16 protein-coding genes are annotated in these 17,609 nt (G+C 55.9%); 9 read left to right on the forward strand and 7 right to left on the reverse strand.

Annotated features, from left to right (window positions below; translation table 11 throughout):
* The 3 genes from ENN68_01330 to ENN68_01340 all read right to left on the reverse strand — a co-directional run.
* A partial coding sequence (locus tag ENN68_01330) for a hypothetical protein (protein HDS44737.1) occupies positions 1-726 on the reverse strand: 726 nt, incomplete at its 3' end.
* A gap of 30 nt (positions 727-756) precedes the next feature.
* Complete coding sequence (locus ENN68_01335) at positions 757-3,006, reverse strand: hypothetical protein (GenBank protein HDS44738.1); 2,250 nt, start codon at positions 3,004-3,006, stop codon at positions 757-759.
* 449 nt (positions 3,007-3,455) lie between these two features.
* Positions 3,456-4,142 (reverse strand): hypothetical protein, encoded by a 687-nt coding sequence (locus ENN68_01340; protein ID HDS44739.1) that lies wholly within the window; start codon positions 4,140-4,142, stop codon positions 3,456-3,458.
* A 25-nt stretch (positions 4,143-4,167) separates the two neighbouring features.
* Here ENN68_01340 and ENN68_01345 point away from each other — a divergent pair, with 25 nt between their 5' ends.
* Positions 4,168-4,674, forward strand: coding sequence for a hypothetical protein (locus ENN68_01345; GenBank protein ID HDS44740.1), 507 nt, complete (start codon positions 4,168-4,170; stop codon positions 4,672-4,674).
* Complete coding sequence (locus tag ENN68_01350) at positions 4,638-5,201, forward strand: Fic family protein (protein ID HDS44741.1); 564 nt, start codon at positions 4,638-4,640, stop codon at positions 5,199-5,201. Before ENN68_01345 ends, ENN68_01350 begins: the two co-directional genes overlap by 37 nt.
* A gap of 200 nt (positions 5,202-5,401) precedes the next feature.
* On the opposite strand, the gene ENN68_01355 is transcribed toward ENN68_01350, so the two are convergent.
* Positions 5,402-5,752 (reverse strand): hypothetical protein, encoded by a 351-nt coding sequence (locus ENN68_01355; protein HDS44742.1) that lies wholly within the window; start codon positions 5,750-5,752, stop codon positions 5,402-5,404.
* 166 nt (positions 5,753-5,918) lie between these two features.
* Between ENN68_01355 and ENN68_01360 the strand changes: the two genes are divergently transcribed.
* The 5 genes from ENN68_01360 to ENN68_01380 all read left to right on the forward strand — a co-directional run bounded on the left by ENN68_01360 (position 5,919) and on the right by ENN68_01380 (position 10,893).
* On the forward strand, positions 5,919-6,140 hold the full coding sequence (locus ENN68_01360; GenBank protein HDS44743.1) for a rubredoxin: 222 nt from the start codon (positions 5,919-5,921) through the stop codon (positions 6,138-6,140).
* Positions 6,141-6,207: 67 nt separating this feature from the next.
* Positions 6,208-7,116, forward strand: a complete 909-nt coding sequence (locus tag ENN68_01365) for an alpha/beta hydrolase (protein HDS44744.1) — start codon at positions 6,208-6,210, stop codon at positions 7,114-7,116.
* Between the two features lie 346 nt (positions 7,117-7,462).
* Complete coding sequence (locus tag ENN68_01370; protein HDS44745.1) at positions 7,463-9,472, forward strand: PKD domain-containing protein; 2,010 nt, start codon at positions 7,463-7,465, stop codon at positions 9,470-9,472.
* A 337-nt stretch (positions 9,473-9,809) separates the two neighbouring features.
* Positions 9,810-10,103: a hypothetical protein gene (locus tag ENN68_01375; protein ID HDS44746.1), complete on the forward strand. Its 294-nt coding sequence runs from the start codon at positions 9,810-9,812 to the stop codon at positions 10,101-10,103.
* A 334-nt stretch (positions 10,104-10,437) separates the two neighbouring features.
* Complete coding sequence (locus ENN68_01380; GenBank protein HDS44747.1) at positions 10,438-10,893, forward strand: type IV pilin; 456 nt, start codon at positions 10,438-10,440, stop codon at positions 10,891-10,893.
* Between the two features lie 946 nt (positions 10,894-11,839).
* On the opposite strand, the gene ENN68_01385 is transcribed toward ENN68_01380, so the two are convergent.
* On the reverse strand, positions 11,840-12,256 hold the full coding sequence (locus ENN68_01385) for a hypothetical protein (protein ID HDS44748.1): 417 nt from the start codon (positions 12,254-12,256) through the stop codon (positions 11,840-11,842).
* A gap of 79 nt (positions 12,257-12,335) precedes the next feature.
* On the opposite strand from ENN68_01385, the gene ENN68_01390 reads away from it, so the two are divergent.
* Positions 12,336-13,253 (forward strand): hypothetical protein, encoded by a 918-nt coding sequence (locus tag ENN68_01390; protein HDS44749.1) that lies wholly within the window; start codon positions 12,336-12,338, stop codon positions 13,251-13,253.
* 388 nt (positions 13,254-13,641) lie between these two features.
* Entirely contained in the window at positions 13,642-13,866 is a 225-nt protein-coding gene (locus ENN68_01395) for a hypothetical protein (protein HDS44750.1), read from the forward strand.
* A gap of 205 nt (positions 13,867-14,071) precedes the next feature.
* Here ENN68_01395 and ENN68_01400 read toward each other — a convergent pair whose 3' ends face one another.
* Positions 14,072-14,311 carry a type II toxin-antitoxin system HicB family antitoxin gene (locus ENN68_01400; GenBank protein ID HDS44751.1) on the reverse strand — a complete coding sequence of 80 codons (240 nt, stop codon included), beginning with the start codon at positions 14,309-14,311 and terminating at the stop codon, positions 14,072-14,074.
* Between the two features lie 138 nt (positions 14,312-14,449).
* The gene (locus ENN68_01405; protein HDS44752.1) at positions 14,450-15,937 is read right to left on the reverse strand and encodes a hypothetical protein; all 1,488 of its coding nucleotides are present in this window, start codon (positions 15,935-15,937) and stop codon (positions 14,450-14,452) included.
* Positions 15,938-17,609: the final 1,672 nt, after the last annotated feature.

Here is a 17,609-nt window from a genome sequence, read left to right on the forward strand (position 1 = left end):
CCCATAGCCACCTTCTCCCTTCTCTTGACCCGCCATTCCACCTGTCCCATTACCTTTTCCACCCCCGTTATACCCCGGGTCATTACCCGAGCCACCAGCATACCCCCAGCCATCTACGGTTATCCTGGATCCTTCCTCAATGAAAATGTCCATGGCGTGTATCAATAACCGTCCCTGGACAGTCAGAGTTGAATTGTTTATTACCCTTAAATAGCCGAAATAATATTCGCCACCCGATATATTCCCACTCGTGTTATAGGTTTCATCCTTGCCTGCTTCGGGCGCAAGTGTTGCTCCGTACTCAGTGACTCTGATGTGGTATTTAGAAAAGTCAGACCATGAGGAGGTATCATTCCAGTATTCATCCGAGGGGGTTGTCGGTTCGAGCGTGCTGGCGATGCACGCAAACGTTTCCGCATCGGGCTCGAAGGTGAGCGTGCCCCCCTGGGCCTGGAGGCCCACCAGCGGGACACTGCCAGGAGTCATCCCGATAACGGTAGACAGGGGTGTGGCGGGCTCGTTGCTCGCCACCGCCATATCGACATGCGCACCGAGTTCAGCGAAGTCCTGCGGCACCCTCGCGGCATGCTGGTATTCGAACTCCTTCGTCCATTGCGGTAGCTGCTGCGCATAGAAGATGGAGGTTGCGGAGATGAGAATGGCGATGATAAGGAGCGCGCCCACCATTTCAGAGATAGCCCGCTCGTCCGTCCAGCATGAGGTCATAGCTTCTCTCCTTCGTTCCTCGGGGTCATATCACTTTATGAGTTTCAGCTCTGCTCCGGCCTGCTTGAGCCACACATTCACGGGTCTCGTCTCGTTGCCATAGAAGATGACCTGGAGCGCGTTTCCTGCAGTGGTGATGTTGTACTGCCCGGGTTCAGGCCCTTTGGTTATTCCCGCATCTCTGCAGGTCTGGTTGAACCAGCGCTCCCATACGCTGGGATACGCGGTGGTGAGCTTAAGAGTGACATTTTCGTAGTTCAGGCCGGGCTTGAGCAGTGTAGCGCCCCGAGAAGTCGCGCGAACGGTGCCGCTCACCCGGCCGCTGACGGCATACTGCTCTCCGGCCACATCGATCGCGGTCATTTTGAGCGTGGTTCCCGTCTCTGTAGAGTCGATGAAGAGCGGTGGTGGGAAGTGCATGAATTCCTCCCTGCCGTCCTGCACCCTGATCGTGGCACCATGTGCATAGACGAGCTTATAATTGGGGTAATAGAGATACTGACTCCTGTAGCTGATCGTGCCGGAGGTGCGCGCGATGATCGGGTCGCAAGCGTCGTAGGAGATATTGACCCAGTGGAGCTCGGGTGTTCTATTGGGATCGAAGGTGAGCAATTCCGCACGCCACTGGACATACCGGTGCCCGTCGGAGACCGAGGCAAGGTCGGAGATGTCCGTTCCGTTCGCGACCGGTGGGCAGCTCACCCAGGGCATCGCATCATGCATGTCAGGATACATTGAGGTGCGTACCCTGAGTACGATATCCGTTCCAACATCGAGAAAAGCACCGTAGGTTACGTTACCGTAGCACATGCGCGAGCTCTTTGTATCGTACCCGACCTGTCCCTGGCCAGGAACGTCGGTCATGTTTGAGATGAGGTATCCGGACTCATAATGAAATAGGGTGGACTTATATGAATGATGACCAGCACCGGGACTGGTATATTTCCCAATAGTACCATTCTCGCCCGGCGTACCATTTCCTATCCCGCCTATTCCAGCACGAACGTCGTCTCGATCGAAAAAGAACCCACCGGCACTCTGGTAAAACACCTCAATTATTCCGCCACCACCGCCACCACCGCCATCCCCATACTCACTATCGCCCCCATCACCACCCGAAGCAACGATGGCTCCGGTAATAGTCACGTTATCGCCAATGATCTTGATCCAGCCACCGCTCCCGCCGCCGCCGCCACCGCCAAAATACTTCTTCCCGCCACTGCCGGTTTTCACTTCACTGTTCGCGCCGGAGGCGGAGATGTTGCCGCTAATGTTAATAGCAGCGGCGTCGAAGCACACATAGCCGCCGCCACTGCCGCCATCACCGCCGGTTGAAGCGACCATTTGTCCGCTACTATTCTTCCAGTTGCCACCACCACCACCGCCACAGCCCATCATCTCCCCGGCACAACTGGACCCCAGGTATACCTGCAACTCAGCGGCATTGCCGCCCGAATTCGGGTTGTCACCACCATCACCGCCAGTCCCGCCCAGTCCGCCACCGCCCCCACCATCGCCACCTGTGTTATTTCCCAATTTTGACTCATTTCCGCCTATCCCCCCGCCCACACCCTTTCCGTTATCTCCGGGTGAGTTACCCAGGCCACCGGACCATCCTTTGCCGGTCGCATTGATACTGGAGCCCGGTTCAATGAGGATCTTCAGCGCATGGATCGTTAACCGCCCCTCAACGGTCACCGTCGAGTTGTTCACCACACTGAACGTATTGAGATAATATTCCCCGGATAGTGAGGTGCTCTTATTAATAGTCCAGTTACCTCTCCTCGCAGGTCCCAATTCTGCTTTTGACGGGTAGATAACTACATGATACGTATCAGTAAAGGTAATCCAATCAGCAGTCGTATTCCAGGGACTACCTTCTGGAGCGACGGATCCGTCTGGTGCAGCGGCGATGCATTCGAACGTCTCTTCGCTCTGATCGAAGTAGAGCGTGCCACCGACAGGGATCATGCCCACCAGCGGAACACCCTCAGGGAGCATACCCACGGGGGTAGACGTTGTGGTGGTTGATTTTTCGCTCAATACCGCCCGCTCGATATTACCCGTGAGCGTGGCAAAGTCATGGGGCGCCGCAGCTGCGTGGTTAGCCTCATACTCCTCAGTCCATTCCGGCAGCTGCTGCGAGAGATAGATAGACGATGCGGAAAGCAGAATAGCGAGGATGATCGTGGCACCTAACACCTCGGAGATCCCGCTGGTGTCCTTAAGGATGCTTGTGTGCTTGCTCCTGGTTCTAAACCCGCGGATTTTGCGACTCATGAGCGTGTGAAAGCAATCGGACTGCCTGATAACTCCCTTTATATATTCTATGGCTTATATAAAACTATCCCTTCTCCGCGCCTTACTTGCGAGTAGTGCATGACGCGCATACCGTTTATCCTCCAGATGCTTGTTCCGGGCCGTACAAACACGATACAAATGACCTAGTAGATCACTTTGTAGCAAGTACGGTATAGTGGTATAAGCCGGACAATGAAGAACACTGCATTATATGCCCCTTCTTTTGCTCTGTCATCATTAACCCCTCTGTTATGTTACGAATCACGTTATATGTCTCCGCTCCGCGCACAGTGCGGTTTTGTGAGCTGTGCTCACCGTTTTTTTTGGGTGCCTTACGAATCGGTAGCGGTCTCTTAATAATGCGGTGGAACGGTTTTCCGCAAAGGAATGCATACTGGTGGACTGGCACTCAGTGCTGCTCATCAGTATCAATACAGTCGCGGCCTCAGTCGCGGAACTGTACGCGGGCGCGCAGGCGACTCGATCCAGGTGATGACGCAGACCGTGAGCCCGACCGGTGTAATTACAGGCAGCAGGTACGCGGCGGCGATCGCGCAGTAGGGCAGCTCATGGCCGAGCGCGCCGAGCGTGACAGCAGCGACGGCAAATGCGGCACCGGCCAGCAGCCCGTAGAGCACGCCTTTGAAGAAGACCCGGAGCTGGCGACGCAGGATCACGAGCACGAGCAGTACGAGCACGATAAAGGCGAGCAGCGCGATCGTGTTCACGCAGAGCGCCGCGAGATAGACCACCGGCGTGAGCAGTAAGACTCGGGTCGCGATACGCAGGTGCTCGCGCTCCCGCAGCGCGTCCGCGATCGGCGGGCTTACGGCAGTATACGTGGTCCATACGAACGCGCCCACGGGGTTGGTGAGCAGCACGGACTCGCGAAAGTCGCGTAAGATCGCGAGCTGGGGATCGTCCGGAGACACGGCGACCACCGTCGCGATATCCTCACCCGGTTCGTCGGCGAGCGGGGACTCGCCGGTCGTTACAGCTGCGGCCGAAGCACCCGCAGCCAGGATCAGGACGAGCACGACGGCCGTGAGCGTGAAGATGAGCAGCCCGGCACGAGCCGGGCAACCGGAGAGCGAATGACCGCTGCTGCGTGGCATGGTAGTATGACGCTGCTGTTCGAGAATGCCTAACGCTTTTTGCTGTAATAAAAGTTCCTGTGCGTGCTCACCGGGAAGCCGGTGGCTGAGCATACGAAAAAGCCGTGATCTCATTCCCGACCAGACCATCCTGATCAATGCCATTCCGCTACAGGAGGCCAAGCTCAGTTCTGAGATTGAGAACATCGTCACAACCCAGGATGCCCTCTTCAAGGCCACTCTGGACGAAAGGAAGCCCACTGACCAGCGGACCAAAGAAGTGCTACGGTACCGCACGGCCTTGCGTTACGGTTATGAAGCGCTTCGCAAGCAAACTCTTTCCATCCATTTATTACGGGAAGTCTGTTCCGTCTTGCTGGGCGACTCGATGGACTTCCGCCAGCCTGACGAATTAGTGGTCATAAGCAATCGCACCACGGGTGAAATCCGCTACACGCCCCCGCGCGGCGGGCCCGCTCTGCGAGAACAGTTGAAAAATCCCTTGAATCATACCTTCTGGCTGACGATGGGCCCGATCCGCTCATCCGCCTAGCTATCGGCCATTACCAGTTTGAGGCGCTCAATCCGTTTACCGATAGGAACGGGCGAACTGGGCGTATCCTTAATATGCTCTATCTCATCCAATCTGGATTGCTGGAAATTCCCGTGCTCTACCTCAGCCGGTACATTATTCAGCACAAATCTGATTATTACCGGCTATTCCGCGCGGTAACCGACTCTGGTGACTGGGAATCTTGGCTGCTCTATATGCTCCGCGGCGTCGAAGAAACCGCACTTTGGACCTTCCACCGTATCCACGCGATTCAAGATCTACTCGACCATACCATTGCGCGTTGCCGGGCAGAACTCCCAAAAATATACTCACGAGAACTCATCGATCTGATCTTCCGCCAGCCATACTGCAAAATCAGTTTCGTCGTCGATGCCGGACTTGCGGAGCGCAAGACGGCTTCCACCTATCTGCAGTCCCTAGAACGGATTGGCATCCTGGTCAGCGAAAGAGTGGGCCGTGAGGTCATCTACAAGCATCCCGCGTTACTTGAGGTGCTTACTGCATGAACGACGCGAACCCACCTTGCTTGTCCGCGCAAGACCCACAAAACGGAGCTATGTCCAATTTTTCCGCTAATTTGGACCGCTCTGCGCAAGATGTCCAATGGGTGGACACATCCACCAGAAGATGTCCAATTCCAGCATATAAATGGACATTTTAGCCGTAAAAATCGAGGTTCTCGGGGGCTACACGCATCATCGATGCATCAGCGCAGCGATGTATCGTCTCGGACATCTCGTACACGATAGTTCGCGGGATAATGAGCGACCAGCGCCTTATCTTGCAAACGCGCAGCGGCATCGATCATTGCCTGGACTTCATCGGTAGTCAGCATGTCCTCGGTTTTTAGATCATTTTGGGGACTTCTCACCTTGATCCATGAGACGTCTTCCCCCAACCACTCGAGAAACCTGCGAAAGAAGATCTTGTAATCGTGCTTCGTCCAGTCCTTCAAATCGCTCCGCTCCCGCTCAGCCACGATTCGAACGAGATCATCGTCGGTGAGGTAGCCATATCGTGCCCCGCGCAGGTGCCGGGTCGCGATAATCCGCAGCACGAGGGCAATCTTATTCGCACGGCTCTGGCTGTTTTTGGGATGAAGCCACTATACCCCAAAAGGTTTATATACCCCCTTCGCTAATGCACTATCCCCGCTCTATGCGGGCCGCTCTGCATGCCGGTGATTGGTGGCTGCATGCTGATGGCTGGAGGTTAGATACACGATGAACCGGTACGAATGCCTGCTCTGTGGCGAGATCTACGATCCCGAGATGGGCGATTTTGAGGGCGCGATCGAGCCCGGGGTCCCGTTCGAAGCGCTGCCTGATGACTGGTGCTGTCCCGAATGCGGCGCGCCCTGGCAGGACTTCATCGAGCTCGAGGATCTCGCAACGACTACCCGCCGGCTGCTCTTTGACCCGGCGCTGAAAAGCGGTGTGGGGTAATTTCCAGAGCCTTGAGCAAGCACCCAGCAAGCACCGCGGAGAAGGAGGGTGGGGACGCGCCTCACGGATGCAATGCAAGTACCTGGAATCACGCTGCGGAAAGCTTAAAATACTCTGCGCGCTTCTGTTCTTTGTAGTTCCTATCATGACCGGCCGAATGGAAACGGTGGTTGTCGATGGTATCACGCTAGAGTACGAGGTCGCGGGTACTGGAGATGCCGCGATCTTTATTCACGGTGCGTTCATCGCGGATGCGTTCCGCCCGCTGTTGTTCGAGCCCGTTCTGGCCGACCACTACCAGCTCATCCTGTATCACCGCCGCGGCTACGGGGGCAGCGGCCACAGCGGTGTGCCGGTAAGTATCGCCCAGCAGGCTGCGGACTGCCGGGCAGTACTGCGTCACCTCGGCGTCGCGCGTGCGCACGTTGTGGGGCACTCACTGGGTGGCTGTATCGCCCTCCAGTTCACCCTGGACGCTCCGGCCGTTGTCCAGACGCTCGCGCTGCTCGAGCCCGCGCTCATCGCCGGGGCCACCGGGCACTCATACCGTGAGGCGATGCTGCACGGCCAACAGCGGTATAGGGAAGTGCCCCCGGAACGGCTCATTGACGAATCCCTGCAGGCGCGCTATGGCGCGGGGTATCGTACGCCACTCGAGCGGATACTGCCAGGAGCGTTCGAGCAAGCAGTCGCCCACGCGGGTACCGTATTCGAGCTGGATCTACCCGGCTGGCTGGAGTGGCGATTTGGCGAGCACGAGGCGAAGCGGATCACCCAGCCGGTGCTCGCGGTCACCGGGAGCGAAAGCAACGCACTCTGGCCGCGATTTGGAGAGACGCACCGGCTACTGCTCCAGTGGTTCACGACCAGCCAGGGTTTTGTGCTTCCGGGCGCTGCGCACGGGCTGCAGCTGCAAAACCCGCGTGGCATGGCCGGGGCACTCGCGGACTTCTGGGCACACCACCCGATCGGGTAAGAAGCGAGCACCTGCGCGATTTAGCGTTGCTCACAAGAAGACTCTTGACGTACCGTAACGTAACCTGACCTGCAGCCGCTTCTCCTTCTGGTAGTATGAGCTCTGTTCGTAATGACCGATCCTGGCAGCACAGGTGACTCGAAAATTATCACGCAGATTGGCACATAGTGCTCGTGCGGGGTGAGTTAGATCACTAACCCACAGCAGCGTGACAGCCGCTCCGCTCCGCTCCGTCCGGCCCGGAGCGAAAAGCTTAACTAGCGTGATCGACAATGAGCCTCTCGTACAGTCTAAGTATTGTCAGTCTAAGTAAGTATGAACGTTAGGAGGTGATAGAAGCTAAGAGATGATCAAGAAACTCGTAGCGATTCTTCTGGTTGGTGTTTTGCTGTCAGGTCTGCTTGTAGTGAGTGTAACAGTAGTAGCGACGCCAGCGGCGGAGATGATACCCGTGATCATCATGTTCAAGGACCGTCCGCATACCGCGTTGATCGAGCAGTATCAGGGCGATATAAAGACCGTATACCACCTGCAACCCGCGCTGGCCGCATCACTGCCCCCGAAGGCTGTTGAGAACCTGGAACGCAATCCGAAGATTGCGTACATCGTGCGCGATCTTGAGATATACACCATGGGCGAGGTGTATGACTGGGGTGTTGCTCGCATTGACGCGGATGTTGTCCACGCCGGCGGGAACACCGGCGAGGGTATCAAAGTCGCTATACTGGATACCGGGATAGATTACACGCATCCTGACCTCGCGGCTAATTACGCAGGTGGTACCGACTGTGCAGATAAAGATGACGATCCTATGGACGTCGGTGGCCACGGCACACACTGCGCAGGCATTGTCGCCGCTGCACTGAATGACGCAGGCGTTATTGGTGTTGCGCCCGGTGCGGAGTTATACGCGGTGAAAGTGTTCACGGACAGTGGTGGTGGCAGTTACAGCGATGTCATTTCCGCGCTCGAGTGGTGTATCGAGAATGACATCCAGGTCATTTCGATGAGCTTCGGGTCTTCATACCGGAGCGGCGACCCGGGCATAGAGCCCTGGATCAATGCCGCGTACAATGCGGGCATCGTGCTCGTGGGCGCAGCAGGCAACGACGGTAACCGGTTTGCTACAGGCGATAGTGTCATTTATCCCGCACGGTACAGCAACGTTATTGCCGTCGCGGCAACTGACCGTTATGACAAACGGGCATCTTTCTCAAGCACCGGTCCGGCGGTTGAACTCGCGGCACCCGGCGTCGCGATAACGTCGACGGTTCCGGGCGGGGCGTACGAGGCCTGGAGTGGCACCTCGATGGCCTGCCCACATGTTGCGGGAACTGCCGCGCTCGTCATCGGGTCGGGTATTACGGATAACGAAGCGGTACGTCTGTGCCTGCAAGCCACAGCTGAGGATCTCGGTGCCGCAGGCAAAGACAACCTGTACGGCTATGGCCTGGTTGATGCGGAAGCCGCAGCTGCTCTTCCAGCTGGCAATGAACCGCCGGTAGCAGATGCTGGTGGCCCGTACTCCGGGACGACGGGGGTCGCCGTCGCCTTTGACGGCTCAGGTTCGTACGACCCGGATGGCGACCCGCTGACCTATACCTGGGCGTTCGGTGATGGCTCAACAGGCACCGGTGTACAGCCGACCCACGTATACTCCGCGAGCGGGACGTATACCGTCACTCTGGTGGTGAACGATGGTAGCGTAGACTCCGAACCTTCCACGGCAACTGCGACCATAAGCGAAGGCGTAGTCAATGCCCCACCGGTGGCGGACGCAGGGCCGGACCAAACGGCGCTCGTGGGTGCGGTTGTACTCTTCAACGGGAGCGGATCTTACGACTCGGATGGCACCATAACTGCGTATGACTGGGACTTTGATGACGGGAGCACTGGATCTGGCAAGACAACGACCCACGCATATGGCACAGCAGGAACGTACACCGTTGTCCTCACCGTCACTGACGATCGCGGATCAACCGCTACAGACGAAGCAACAGTAACGGCCACCGCAGCGGGCGCTGATGTTATGCATGTTGCCAGCATCGGCATGTCAACAGAGAGCAGAACAGCGGGTAAGAACACGTTCGTCTGCGCGCTAGCCACGGTAACCGTTGCCGACGCTGCAGGTGTTCCCGTTGCCGGTGCATCGGTCGCGGGACGCTGGAGCGGTGCGGCAACCGATAGCGATTCCGGACTGACCGATGCTACAGGAGCGGTTACGCTGACCTCAGATTCGGTGAAGCTCAAAACCGCGGCGACCTTCACCTTCACGGTAACTGACGTTAACAAGGACGGCTGGACCTACGATCCGGCGGCGAACACCGTGACATCAGGCAGCATAGCCTGGCCATGACCGATAGATAAGATAAGAGACTAAGGAGCGTTTTTTTTTTTTCACCGCTCCTTATTCTCGCTTTTATATAATTTTTTGCGGGCTTACCACGCTGAGGCTGAGTACTGCGTGGTGTGTTTTGCGGCAGCACTCCGCCTGTGAACGACCGCACGACCGTTTGCCAGCGAACCATCCGCCGCTGTTCACGCTTTGAACACCGGCCGCGGCCCGCCTGTCACTCGCTTCCGCGGTACGTAACCCCGCGGAGAGCCCGAGTTCCAGTGGAAATGCACCCCAAAAGTTTATAAAGAGTACCTTAAGTAAGAACCTATGGTACTGACCTATGGTGGTGAGGCGCATGGTGAGGCGGATACCCGCGGATACTGAAGTGATCTTCGCGCAGGTGCCCCTGCTGCGATCGCAGCTGGATGCGCTGAAACGACGCTCAGGCACGATCACCACCAAGGACGCGCTCACGGTCGCGGTACACCATTACCTCAGTTGCCCCGCGCTCGACGGCGACACGGCCACTGCCGGTGACACGGCCACTGCCGGTGACGTGGGCACGGATATGGGTACGGCGCGCGCAGCGCGAGACGGCAGCGGAAAATACGACCAGGAAGGGGGAGAGGAAGAGGAGGACTGGTGGTAAGTACGTAAACACGAGACCACCGGTAAAACATGAAAGATGATCTCACCGCAGAAGCGTGCAGGGAGTTCGAAGCGTATCGTGAACCTGCTTAGCATTCTCGCTGTTCGAGCTGTTCCTTACAGAACCGGTTTACTGTCACGGGCCCATCCTTTTACGGGCTCTGACCAGCCTTCTGCGTTCCAGAAGGCTCCTTTGTTCAGTACATCCAGAATCGAGATACGATGCAAAGGAACCCGAGCTGAAGGTGACAAAAAATGTTTCTTTAGTAAAGGTTTCTTTGTCAAAGAAACGTTTTAGGAGGTGATACGATACAAAAATGACAACTAAAAGAAGCTTGAAGAAAGACGATAAGGCAGTTTCGCCGGTCATTGCCGTGATCATGCTGATCGCGATCACGGTCATCATCGCTGCAGTTGTTGCGGCATTCGCCTACGGGATCATCGGCGGTGTGAAGAAGGCGCCCAGCGCGGCACTGATCGTTGAGAATGCTCGAGCGGGTGAAACAAATATCACCGTCGTCCACCACGGAGGCGACCCAATTATCGATGCGTTTGGAACATCGCCATCGTGGTCGTTTAGATACCAAGGGAAAGAATGTATATTAGGTGAAGATAACGCGAAATTAAATGGTGGCGATCTCCCAACAACAAACACTCCCTTCAAACCAGGTGATGAATTGGTAATCGACATAATTGCTGCATCCGGGAGCACTGGAGCATTTTCAAGCGGCGAATCGATAACGATCGTGTACATGACTGGCGATGTACTGCAGCGGCTCTATATATCGTAAACGTCTGTACGGTAGTGCGAACTCGATCGAGATAAGCGATAAGATGCGGGTGTGACCTTTTTTTTACACACCCTTTTTCTTTTTTACACCCTTTTTCTAATCTCAACTGTGCGTAGAACGTGCCGCATGCAGCACGAACCCAACTTACGCACTAAAGATAAACCACGGCTAGGACAACCGAAAAAATAGGAACTACTGTTTTTAGGTCTGTATCTAATTCAAAATTCGTATCAAGTAAAGAGTGCCAACCAGTTCCAGCACCATACATAATCTTATCCTTCTTTAATGAAAAGAAATACTGTTTTAGTGTACTCTTTTCGAATTTTATGTTTTTAGGTTCTTCTCCAAGTTTAGGAACGAACAGAGGAGTTAAAACTTCAGCGAGACAAGTTATTTTGGGCAAAAATGCCTCGAATGAAGCTCTCTCCCCTGTTCAGAAACCTTTTTAATTTCTGTGGTTTACGCTTTGCGGTCTCAGTGAAGACAAGCACCGAGTGACGCTGGTTTTGGATCGTACACGTAAGACTGCCACGTGCCAGTTCCGAATTCTTGTACCTGGACTTCACGAATACGCGCGCTTCAAGTGTCATGAGATGGTATGTAACGAGCTCCGCTCTTCACGCAGTGCTCGGCTCAGCTCAGCTCGGCGATGTGCATGCTCTCTTCCAGTCCGACCGATATGAAGCATAGATAAGGTATTACGACGAGGTATTCTATCGGTGGGAGGTTACCTCCATTTCCAATATTTTACCAATTTCGTGAGAATAAAAAATTTGCACATGAAGATTGTGTGCCTACGTATTAAAAATAACGTACCCCTGCCCTTTATTACTGTTTTGGGCTAAAAACGGTAATAGCTACCCCGGCTAGTACTACAAGGAGTAATAACAGGAGCGGGCACTCCTTCAGCTTCGCCCAGTAGGTTCGCTTATTCTTCTGCACGCCTCTACTTTCTCGTTGCCGTGTAGGTCCCGATCGATCGCTTCCCCCATTCGAGCTCAGCTGTGCCGACGGGCTCGTACTTACTCGTTACGAACCCGCGTTCGCGGAGTGTTGCTCGAGATGCGCTACATCCTATCGTGAAACCTAAGCACGGAGGAGATGATAGCCCGAGGAGGCATGCGCCACCACACGCATAGTTTTGTTGACTTTGGCACAACCCTCTACGATTTTTCCCTGCCGTATACACCTTCAGAGCCGTTCCTCTCTGCTCTGGCTCTAGCAGCAGAAAGATTCCGGACTCGTTCTTCACGAATACGCGCTCTTGCAGTGCCATGAGATGGTACGCGACGAGCCCCCTCTTTTCGTCCAATGCACTGCTCAGCGCGTCGAAATGCATCGGCTGCTCTGCGAGCAGCTCCATGATCCGGTGAAGTCGTGACTAAGCTTGCCGCCCCTTTTATATCAGTTAGCCAGAAATTATACGTGAAAGGTACGGTATCATGGTTGAAGAGCTCGGTGCGGTTCTGAGGAATGGCTTTGAGACGTGGAAGAATAATCTCAATATCGCTCTCCCGTTCGTCCTGAGCTTGGCCTTTACCCTTATCGTGATGATCTTCGTCCTCGGTGCAGCAGTTCTGGTCGCCTTCGGCCCGCTCCTCACCCCCCTGCTGCCTGCGGTAATCGAATCCGGTGAGATCCCACCCGAGGTCATCGAGCAACTACAGCCGCAGATCCTCCAAAATCTCGGCCTGCTCATAGGGGCGATCATCGTTATGATACTCCTCCTGCTGCTCATTAACACTTTCTTCACGGCAGGCGCGATCGGCATGGCGAAAGAGGCGACGGAACAGAGGAAAACCTCGCTCGCGACAATGACCGCTTGTGGCAAGCGAAAATACCTCAGCTTGCTCCTCGCGAACGTCATCATCGGGTTGATCGCGCTGGCAGGCGTTGTATTCCTCCTTCCCGGTGTCCTCTTGCTGCTGCCCGCAGCATCCACCTCGCCGCCCTTCAGTGGCGGAGGAGCTACCGCGGCTTTCGCTGCGCTCGCCCTTGGCAGTTTCCTGATGAGCATCTACCTGCTCCTCGTCAGCATCATCTTCGCGGTTACACCCTACGCGGTGGTGCTCGATGATCTCCGAGCAGTTGACGGCGTGAAGCGCGGCTTTCGCTTCTTCAGGGCGCATAAGCTCGCGGTCTTCTTGCTCTGGCTCGTCGTGCTCGTAATCACCTTTGCGGTCGGGATTCTTACCATGACTATTCCGACCATAGGCCATCTGCTCAATATGGCCGTTTCTGTGGCGGTCATCCAACCGCTGATCGTCATTTGGTGGAGCAGGTTATATCTGAGCGAGAAAGCGTCCCTGTCAGGAAACCAAGACTCACGACCAGGCGTGCTCCGTCCGCAACTGGAGTAAGAAGAGCACGTGCTGCTCATAACGCTGATTCTTCTAGAGCGCCTTCTTCAACTCCGCCTTCACCTCCACCACCTTATCGGTTGCCGTATACGCCCGCAGCGCCGTTACTCTCTGCTCTGGCTTAGCAGAATAAAGATACCGTACTTGCTCTTCACGAATCCGCGCTCTTACAGTGCCATGAGATGGTACGCGACGAGCCCCCTCTTTTCGTCCAATGCTCTGCTCAGCGCGTCGATATGCATCGGCTGCTCCGCAAGCAGCTCTGTGAGCTGTACATAAGAGGGAGGAAGATTAAACCGAATAAGCCCGCAAATCTTTTTAGGTGGTGCCCATATTTATTATTGCACATGTAGGTGCAAAAACGAGATAGATAGGCGGTGATGAGTACATGAAAAAGATACTGGTTATAGCTTTGACGGCAATAGTTGTGGCAACCATCCTTTCTCCGGGTGTAATTGCCAGTGAAGCACGAGGTCTAGCACCCAATGCTGGTGATGGCGTCCCGGATGGTCCTGGCTGGAGTGGAGATTGGGTAAATGACGGCAATCCTGGAGTAACTAAAGGTCCAGCACCCAATGCTGGTGATGGCATCCCGGATGGATCTGGCTTTTAAAATTTGGGTTCTTTTCTCTTTTTTCTTTTCTTTCGCTTTCACTTCCGCAACCTTACCCGTGACCGTATACACCCTCTGTGCCGTTACTCTCTGCTCTGGCTCTATCAGAAAGAATGAAGATCCCGTACTCGCTCTTCACGAATCCGTGCTCTTGCAACATATTGAGGGTGCGCGACGAGCCCCCTCTGTGCACTCAAGGCTCGGCTTATCCCATCGATGTGCAGCGGCTTTCTTGCGAGCAGCACCATGATCCTGTACCGGATAGGGTGCAGAGCAGCAATACGTGCGCGTTGAGTCGCGATTTCAAACAGCCCACGATTGCTTCACTGATATTCTTGATCGCTTCCTGCACCGTTTCGCCTTCAGAGAGACACCCTGGGAGGTCGGTACATTCCGCAACATACCGACCCTCCTCGTCGCGTTCAAGGGTGATGTTACCGTTCATAGCCCGTGAAATCCACTAGTGACTTTATGCTTAGTACGTTGCGGATTTACTGGGGCTGTCAACAGGTTGGGGGCACGCAGCCCGCCAGCTGCAGTGTTTGCTATCGCGGTGCTGACGGCTACCTGGCGATTACTTACGCTACCGGCCGCAGGTATGCCGGCGCCGCAGGAGGACGAGCAGAGCGACGCAACCCAGTACGGCGGCGATCGCCCCATAGCCCGGTACAGGAGCAGTCGCTTCTGCTTCTACCAGCGGTAGATGATCACCGCCGGTTCGGATATGCCCCGCTGCCGTATACGGTAGCAGGGTATCACCCAGCCCATCACCATTCGTATCCTCGCCCGTATAATCGTGCCAGTAATTACCGCCTGAAAACGGCCCGCCAACACGGTTCGTGCCCGCCGTTCTGGTACGGTTCCAGCTGTTCGTACCGGTATCGTGAGCGTTTACCGGGTTCTCGAAATAGTTGTTATAGATGAGATTACCGGAGCACGCATGATCCAGGTGCAGGCCGACTGAGTTGTTCGAGACGACGTTGTCCGTCAGGCAGTTGTTGCTCGAAGCAATCAGGGCGATGCCTTCTTCGTTGCGCGCGACGGTGTTGCCGCTCACGTTGTTGTAGCTCGAGCCGGTGAGCCGGATACCGTCGGTATTGTACGAGACGGCGTTGCTGGTCAGGCTATTGCAATCCGAAGAATCCAGCCGAATACCGCCGTTGCTGTTGAACGAGGCGGCGTTACTGGTCAGGCTGTTATCACTCGAATAGGCGAGCCGAATGCCGACATTGCTGTTCGCGTTCGCGGCGTTACCGGTTAACGCGTTGTAGCTCGCATGCCGCAGGTACAGCCCCAAATAGTTCTTCGAAACGGTGTTCCCGGTCAGGGTATTGTAGCTGCTGGACGAGTCGAGGTACAGGCCGTTGCTCTGGTTCGACGCGGTGTTGTCCGCCAGGTAGTTGTAGCTGGAGGCATCGAGGTAGATGCCGTTGCCGTAACAGTTGTCCGAGGCGGTATTACCGGTGAGGGTGTTGTTGTTGCTGCCGGAACGCAGACAGATGCCAACGTCAATGTTCGCGTGCGCGGTATTGCCCGTGAGGGTGTTGTTGCTCGCAGAACTGAGATAGATCCCGAAATCGTCGTTCGCGTGCGCGGTATTGCCCGTGAGGGTGTTGTTGCACGAAGCAGCAAGCCATATGCCGTAATAGCAGTTCGCCGCGATGCAGTTGCTGATCGTGCTGCTATTCGAGTACACCAGGATCCCTGCTTGCTGATAACCCGTCGCGTTTACCACGGTTAAGCCGTCCAGCAGACCACCATCATGCGCGAGCGTGATGGCGCTCCCGCGGCCGCGCGCATCAACCACCGGATTGCCGCCGCCGGTGTCCATGCCTTTTACCGTGAGCTGCCGGGGCACGGTCACGGTCTCGTAGTACGTGCCGCTGTACACCGCTATCGTATCGCCAGCCTCTGCAGCATCAATAGCGGCCTGTATGCTGTTGTAATCACAGCCTCCACCAGGACAGACAGTATAGGTATCCGCAGCACAGCCAATACTCACGAACGCCAGCACGGTCAGGAGCACCACCACACAGAGCACAGATACCCCGGGTCTTCTTTCAGTGCGCATGGTTCACCTCGGGCCACTACGGTCGTTAGTTAGTTAGCCCATCCATCACGGTTGCAGAGCGGACTAACGCGATACGGTAGGAAGGCAGCTACAGACAGATAAGCTTTCGGGTTCTGTCAGTGAGTGGGGCTGCCACTGTGCTTGGCGGTGGCAGGCGCGCACGACCGGTCCGCTTGCACGATGGCTGTGCTCTCGCGGCTGGTTGGTTGACTGACCGCCCCACGGGGCACATACATGTGCCCGGAAACTGATGCGAGTAGGTAGTAGCGCGCATCGAACGGCAAAACCAATAAAATAAAAAAACTGAAAGAGGCCTAGCGCCTCTTTCGCACTATGGTGACTGCAGCGAGTGCTGATAGCAGGCTGAACAAGGCGAGCGCTCCGAGTGGGGTCAGAACAGGCGCTTCTACTGCTTCTACCGCTTCGCAGGGGTTGAAGCCGGTGAGGAAGGTGATATCGCCACTGCTCACCGCAGCATCACCGGTCCAGGAGGTTAGAGCATCCACCGTGATCACACCACCTTCCGGTCGCGGGGCAAAATCATGGATACTGATACTGCCGGAATTGCCTGAAGGCGCATTCCCCGTCCAGATAGAGCTGTTATCAATAGCGGTGTGCGCGTTTACTGAGGTGGTTGTTAAATCACCCGAATCCCCGGAAACACTCTCTCCCGTAATCAGAGTCGAGTACTCACAGGTTACAGGTCCTGCCGCGAGTAGTTCAAGGTAGCCGGAATCCGCAACAGCACTGCCCGTCATAAGGGTCGAACAACACGTCTTCAAACTACCGCCCAGCGCATATACACTGACATGTCCTGATGTGCCGTCAATATAGCTATCCCCTGTCAAGATGGTGCTGCTGTTCACGTCAATACTGCCGGCACTCCACAGCTCCAGATCGCCGCTGTCGAGCTCGGCGCTGCCAGTCCAGAGCGTCGTAGCGAAGAGCGTGATCGTGTCGCCACCCTGAGCATACCAGGCAACGTGGCCCGACGTGCCGTTAATGCTATTCCCTGTCCAGCAGACGGTGCTGCTGTTCGCGTCAATACTGCCGGCACTCCACAGCTCCAGATCGCCGCTGTCGAGCTCGCCGCTGCCAGTCCAGAGCGTCGTAGCGAAGAGCGTGATCGTGTCGCCACCCTGAGCATACCAGGCAACGTGGCCCGACGTGCCGTTAATGCTATCCCCCGTCCAGCTGGTGCTGCTGTTCGCGTCAATACTGCCGGCACTCCACAGCTCCAGATCACCGCTGTCGAGCTCGGCGTTGCCAGTCCAGAGCGTCGTAAGGAAGAGCGCGATCGTGTCGCCACCCTGAGCATACCAGGCAACGTGGCCCGACATGCCGTTAATGCTATCCCCCGTCCAGCAGACGGTGCTGCTGTTCGCGTCAATACTGCCGGCACTCCACAGCTCCAGATCGCCGCTGTCGAGCTCGGCGTTGCCAGTCCAGAGCGTCGTAGCGAAGAGCGTGATCGTGTCGCCACCCTGAGCATACCAGGCAACGTGGCCCGACGTGCCGTTAATGCTATTACCCGTCCAGCTGGTGCTGATGTTCGCATCGATACTGCCGGCACTCCACAGCTCCAGATCGCCGCTGTCGAGCTCGGCGTTGCCAGTCCAGAGCGTCGTAGCGAAGAGTGTGATCGTGTCGCCACCCTGAGCATACCAGGCAA

The organism is Methanomicrobia archaeon, assembly GCA_011049045.1.
Taxonomy (GTDB): Archaea; Halobacteriota; Syntropharchaeia; order Alkanophagales; family Methanospirareceae; genus JACGMN01.

What these genes read in the sequence shown, in the direction of transcription:
- ENN68_01335 (HDS44738.1), bottom strand. Translation starts at nt 3,006, where the DNA reads ATGAGTCGCAAAATCCGCGGGTTTAGAACCAGGAGCAAGCACACAAGC.
- ENN68_01340 (HDS44739.1), bottom strand. Translation starts at nt 4,142, where the DNA reads ATGCCACGCAGCAGCGGTCATTCGCTCTCCGGTTGCCCGGCTCGTGCC.
- ENN68_01345 (HDS44740.1), top strand. Translation starts at nt 4,168, where the DNA reads ATGCCTAACGCTTTTTGCTGTAATAAAAGTTCCTGTGCGTGCTCACCG.
- ENN68_01360 (HDS44743.1), top strand. Translation starts at nt 5,919, where the DNA reads ATGAACCGGTACGAATGCCTGCTCTGTGGCGAGATCTACGATCCCGAG.
- ENN68_01365 (HDS44744.1), top strand. Translation starts at nt 6,208, where the DNA reads ATGCAATGCAAGTACCTGGAATCACGCTGCGGAAAGCTTAAAATACTC.
- ENN68_01370 (HDS44745.1), top strand. Translation starts at nt 7,463, where the DNA reads ATGATCAAGAAACTCGTAGCGATTCTTCTGGTTGGTGTTTTGCTGTCA.
- ENN68_01375 (HDS44746.1), top strand. Translation starts at nt 9,810, where the DNA reads ATGGTGAGGCGGATACCCGCGGATACTGAAGTGATCTTCGCGCAGGTG.
- ENN68_01385 (HDS44748.1), bottom strand. Translation starts at nt 12,256, where the DNA reads ATGGAGCTGCTCGCAGAGCAGCCGATGCATTTCGACGCGCTGAGCAGT.
- ENN68_01390 (HDS44749.1), top strand. Translation starts at nt 12,336, where the DNA reads ATGGTTGAAGAGCTCGGTGCGGTTCTGAGGAATGGCTTTGAGACGTGG.
- ENN68_01395 (HDS44750.1), top strand. Translation starts at nt 13,642, where the DNA reads ATGAAAAAGATACTGGTTATAGCTTTGACGGCAATAGTTGTGGCAACC.
- ENN68_01400 (HDS44751.1), bottom strand. Translation starts at nt 14,311, where the DNA reads ATGAACGGTAACATCACCCTTGAACGCGACGAGGAGGGTCGGTATGTT.
- ENN68_01405 (HDS44752.1), bottom strand. Translation starts at nt 15,937, where the DNA reads ATGCGCACTGAAAGAAGACCCGGGGTATCTGTGCTCTGTGTGGTGGTG.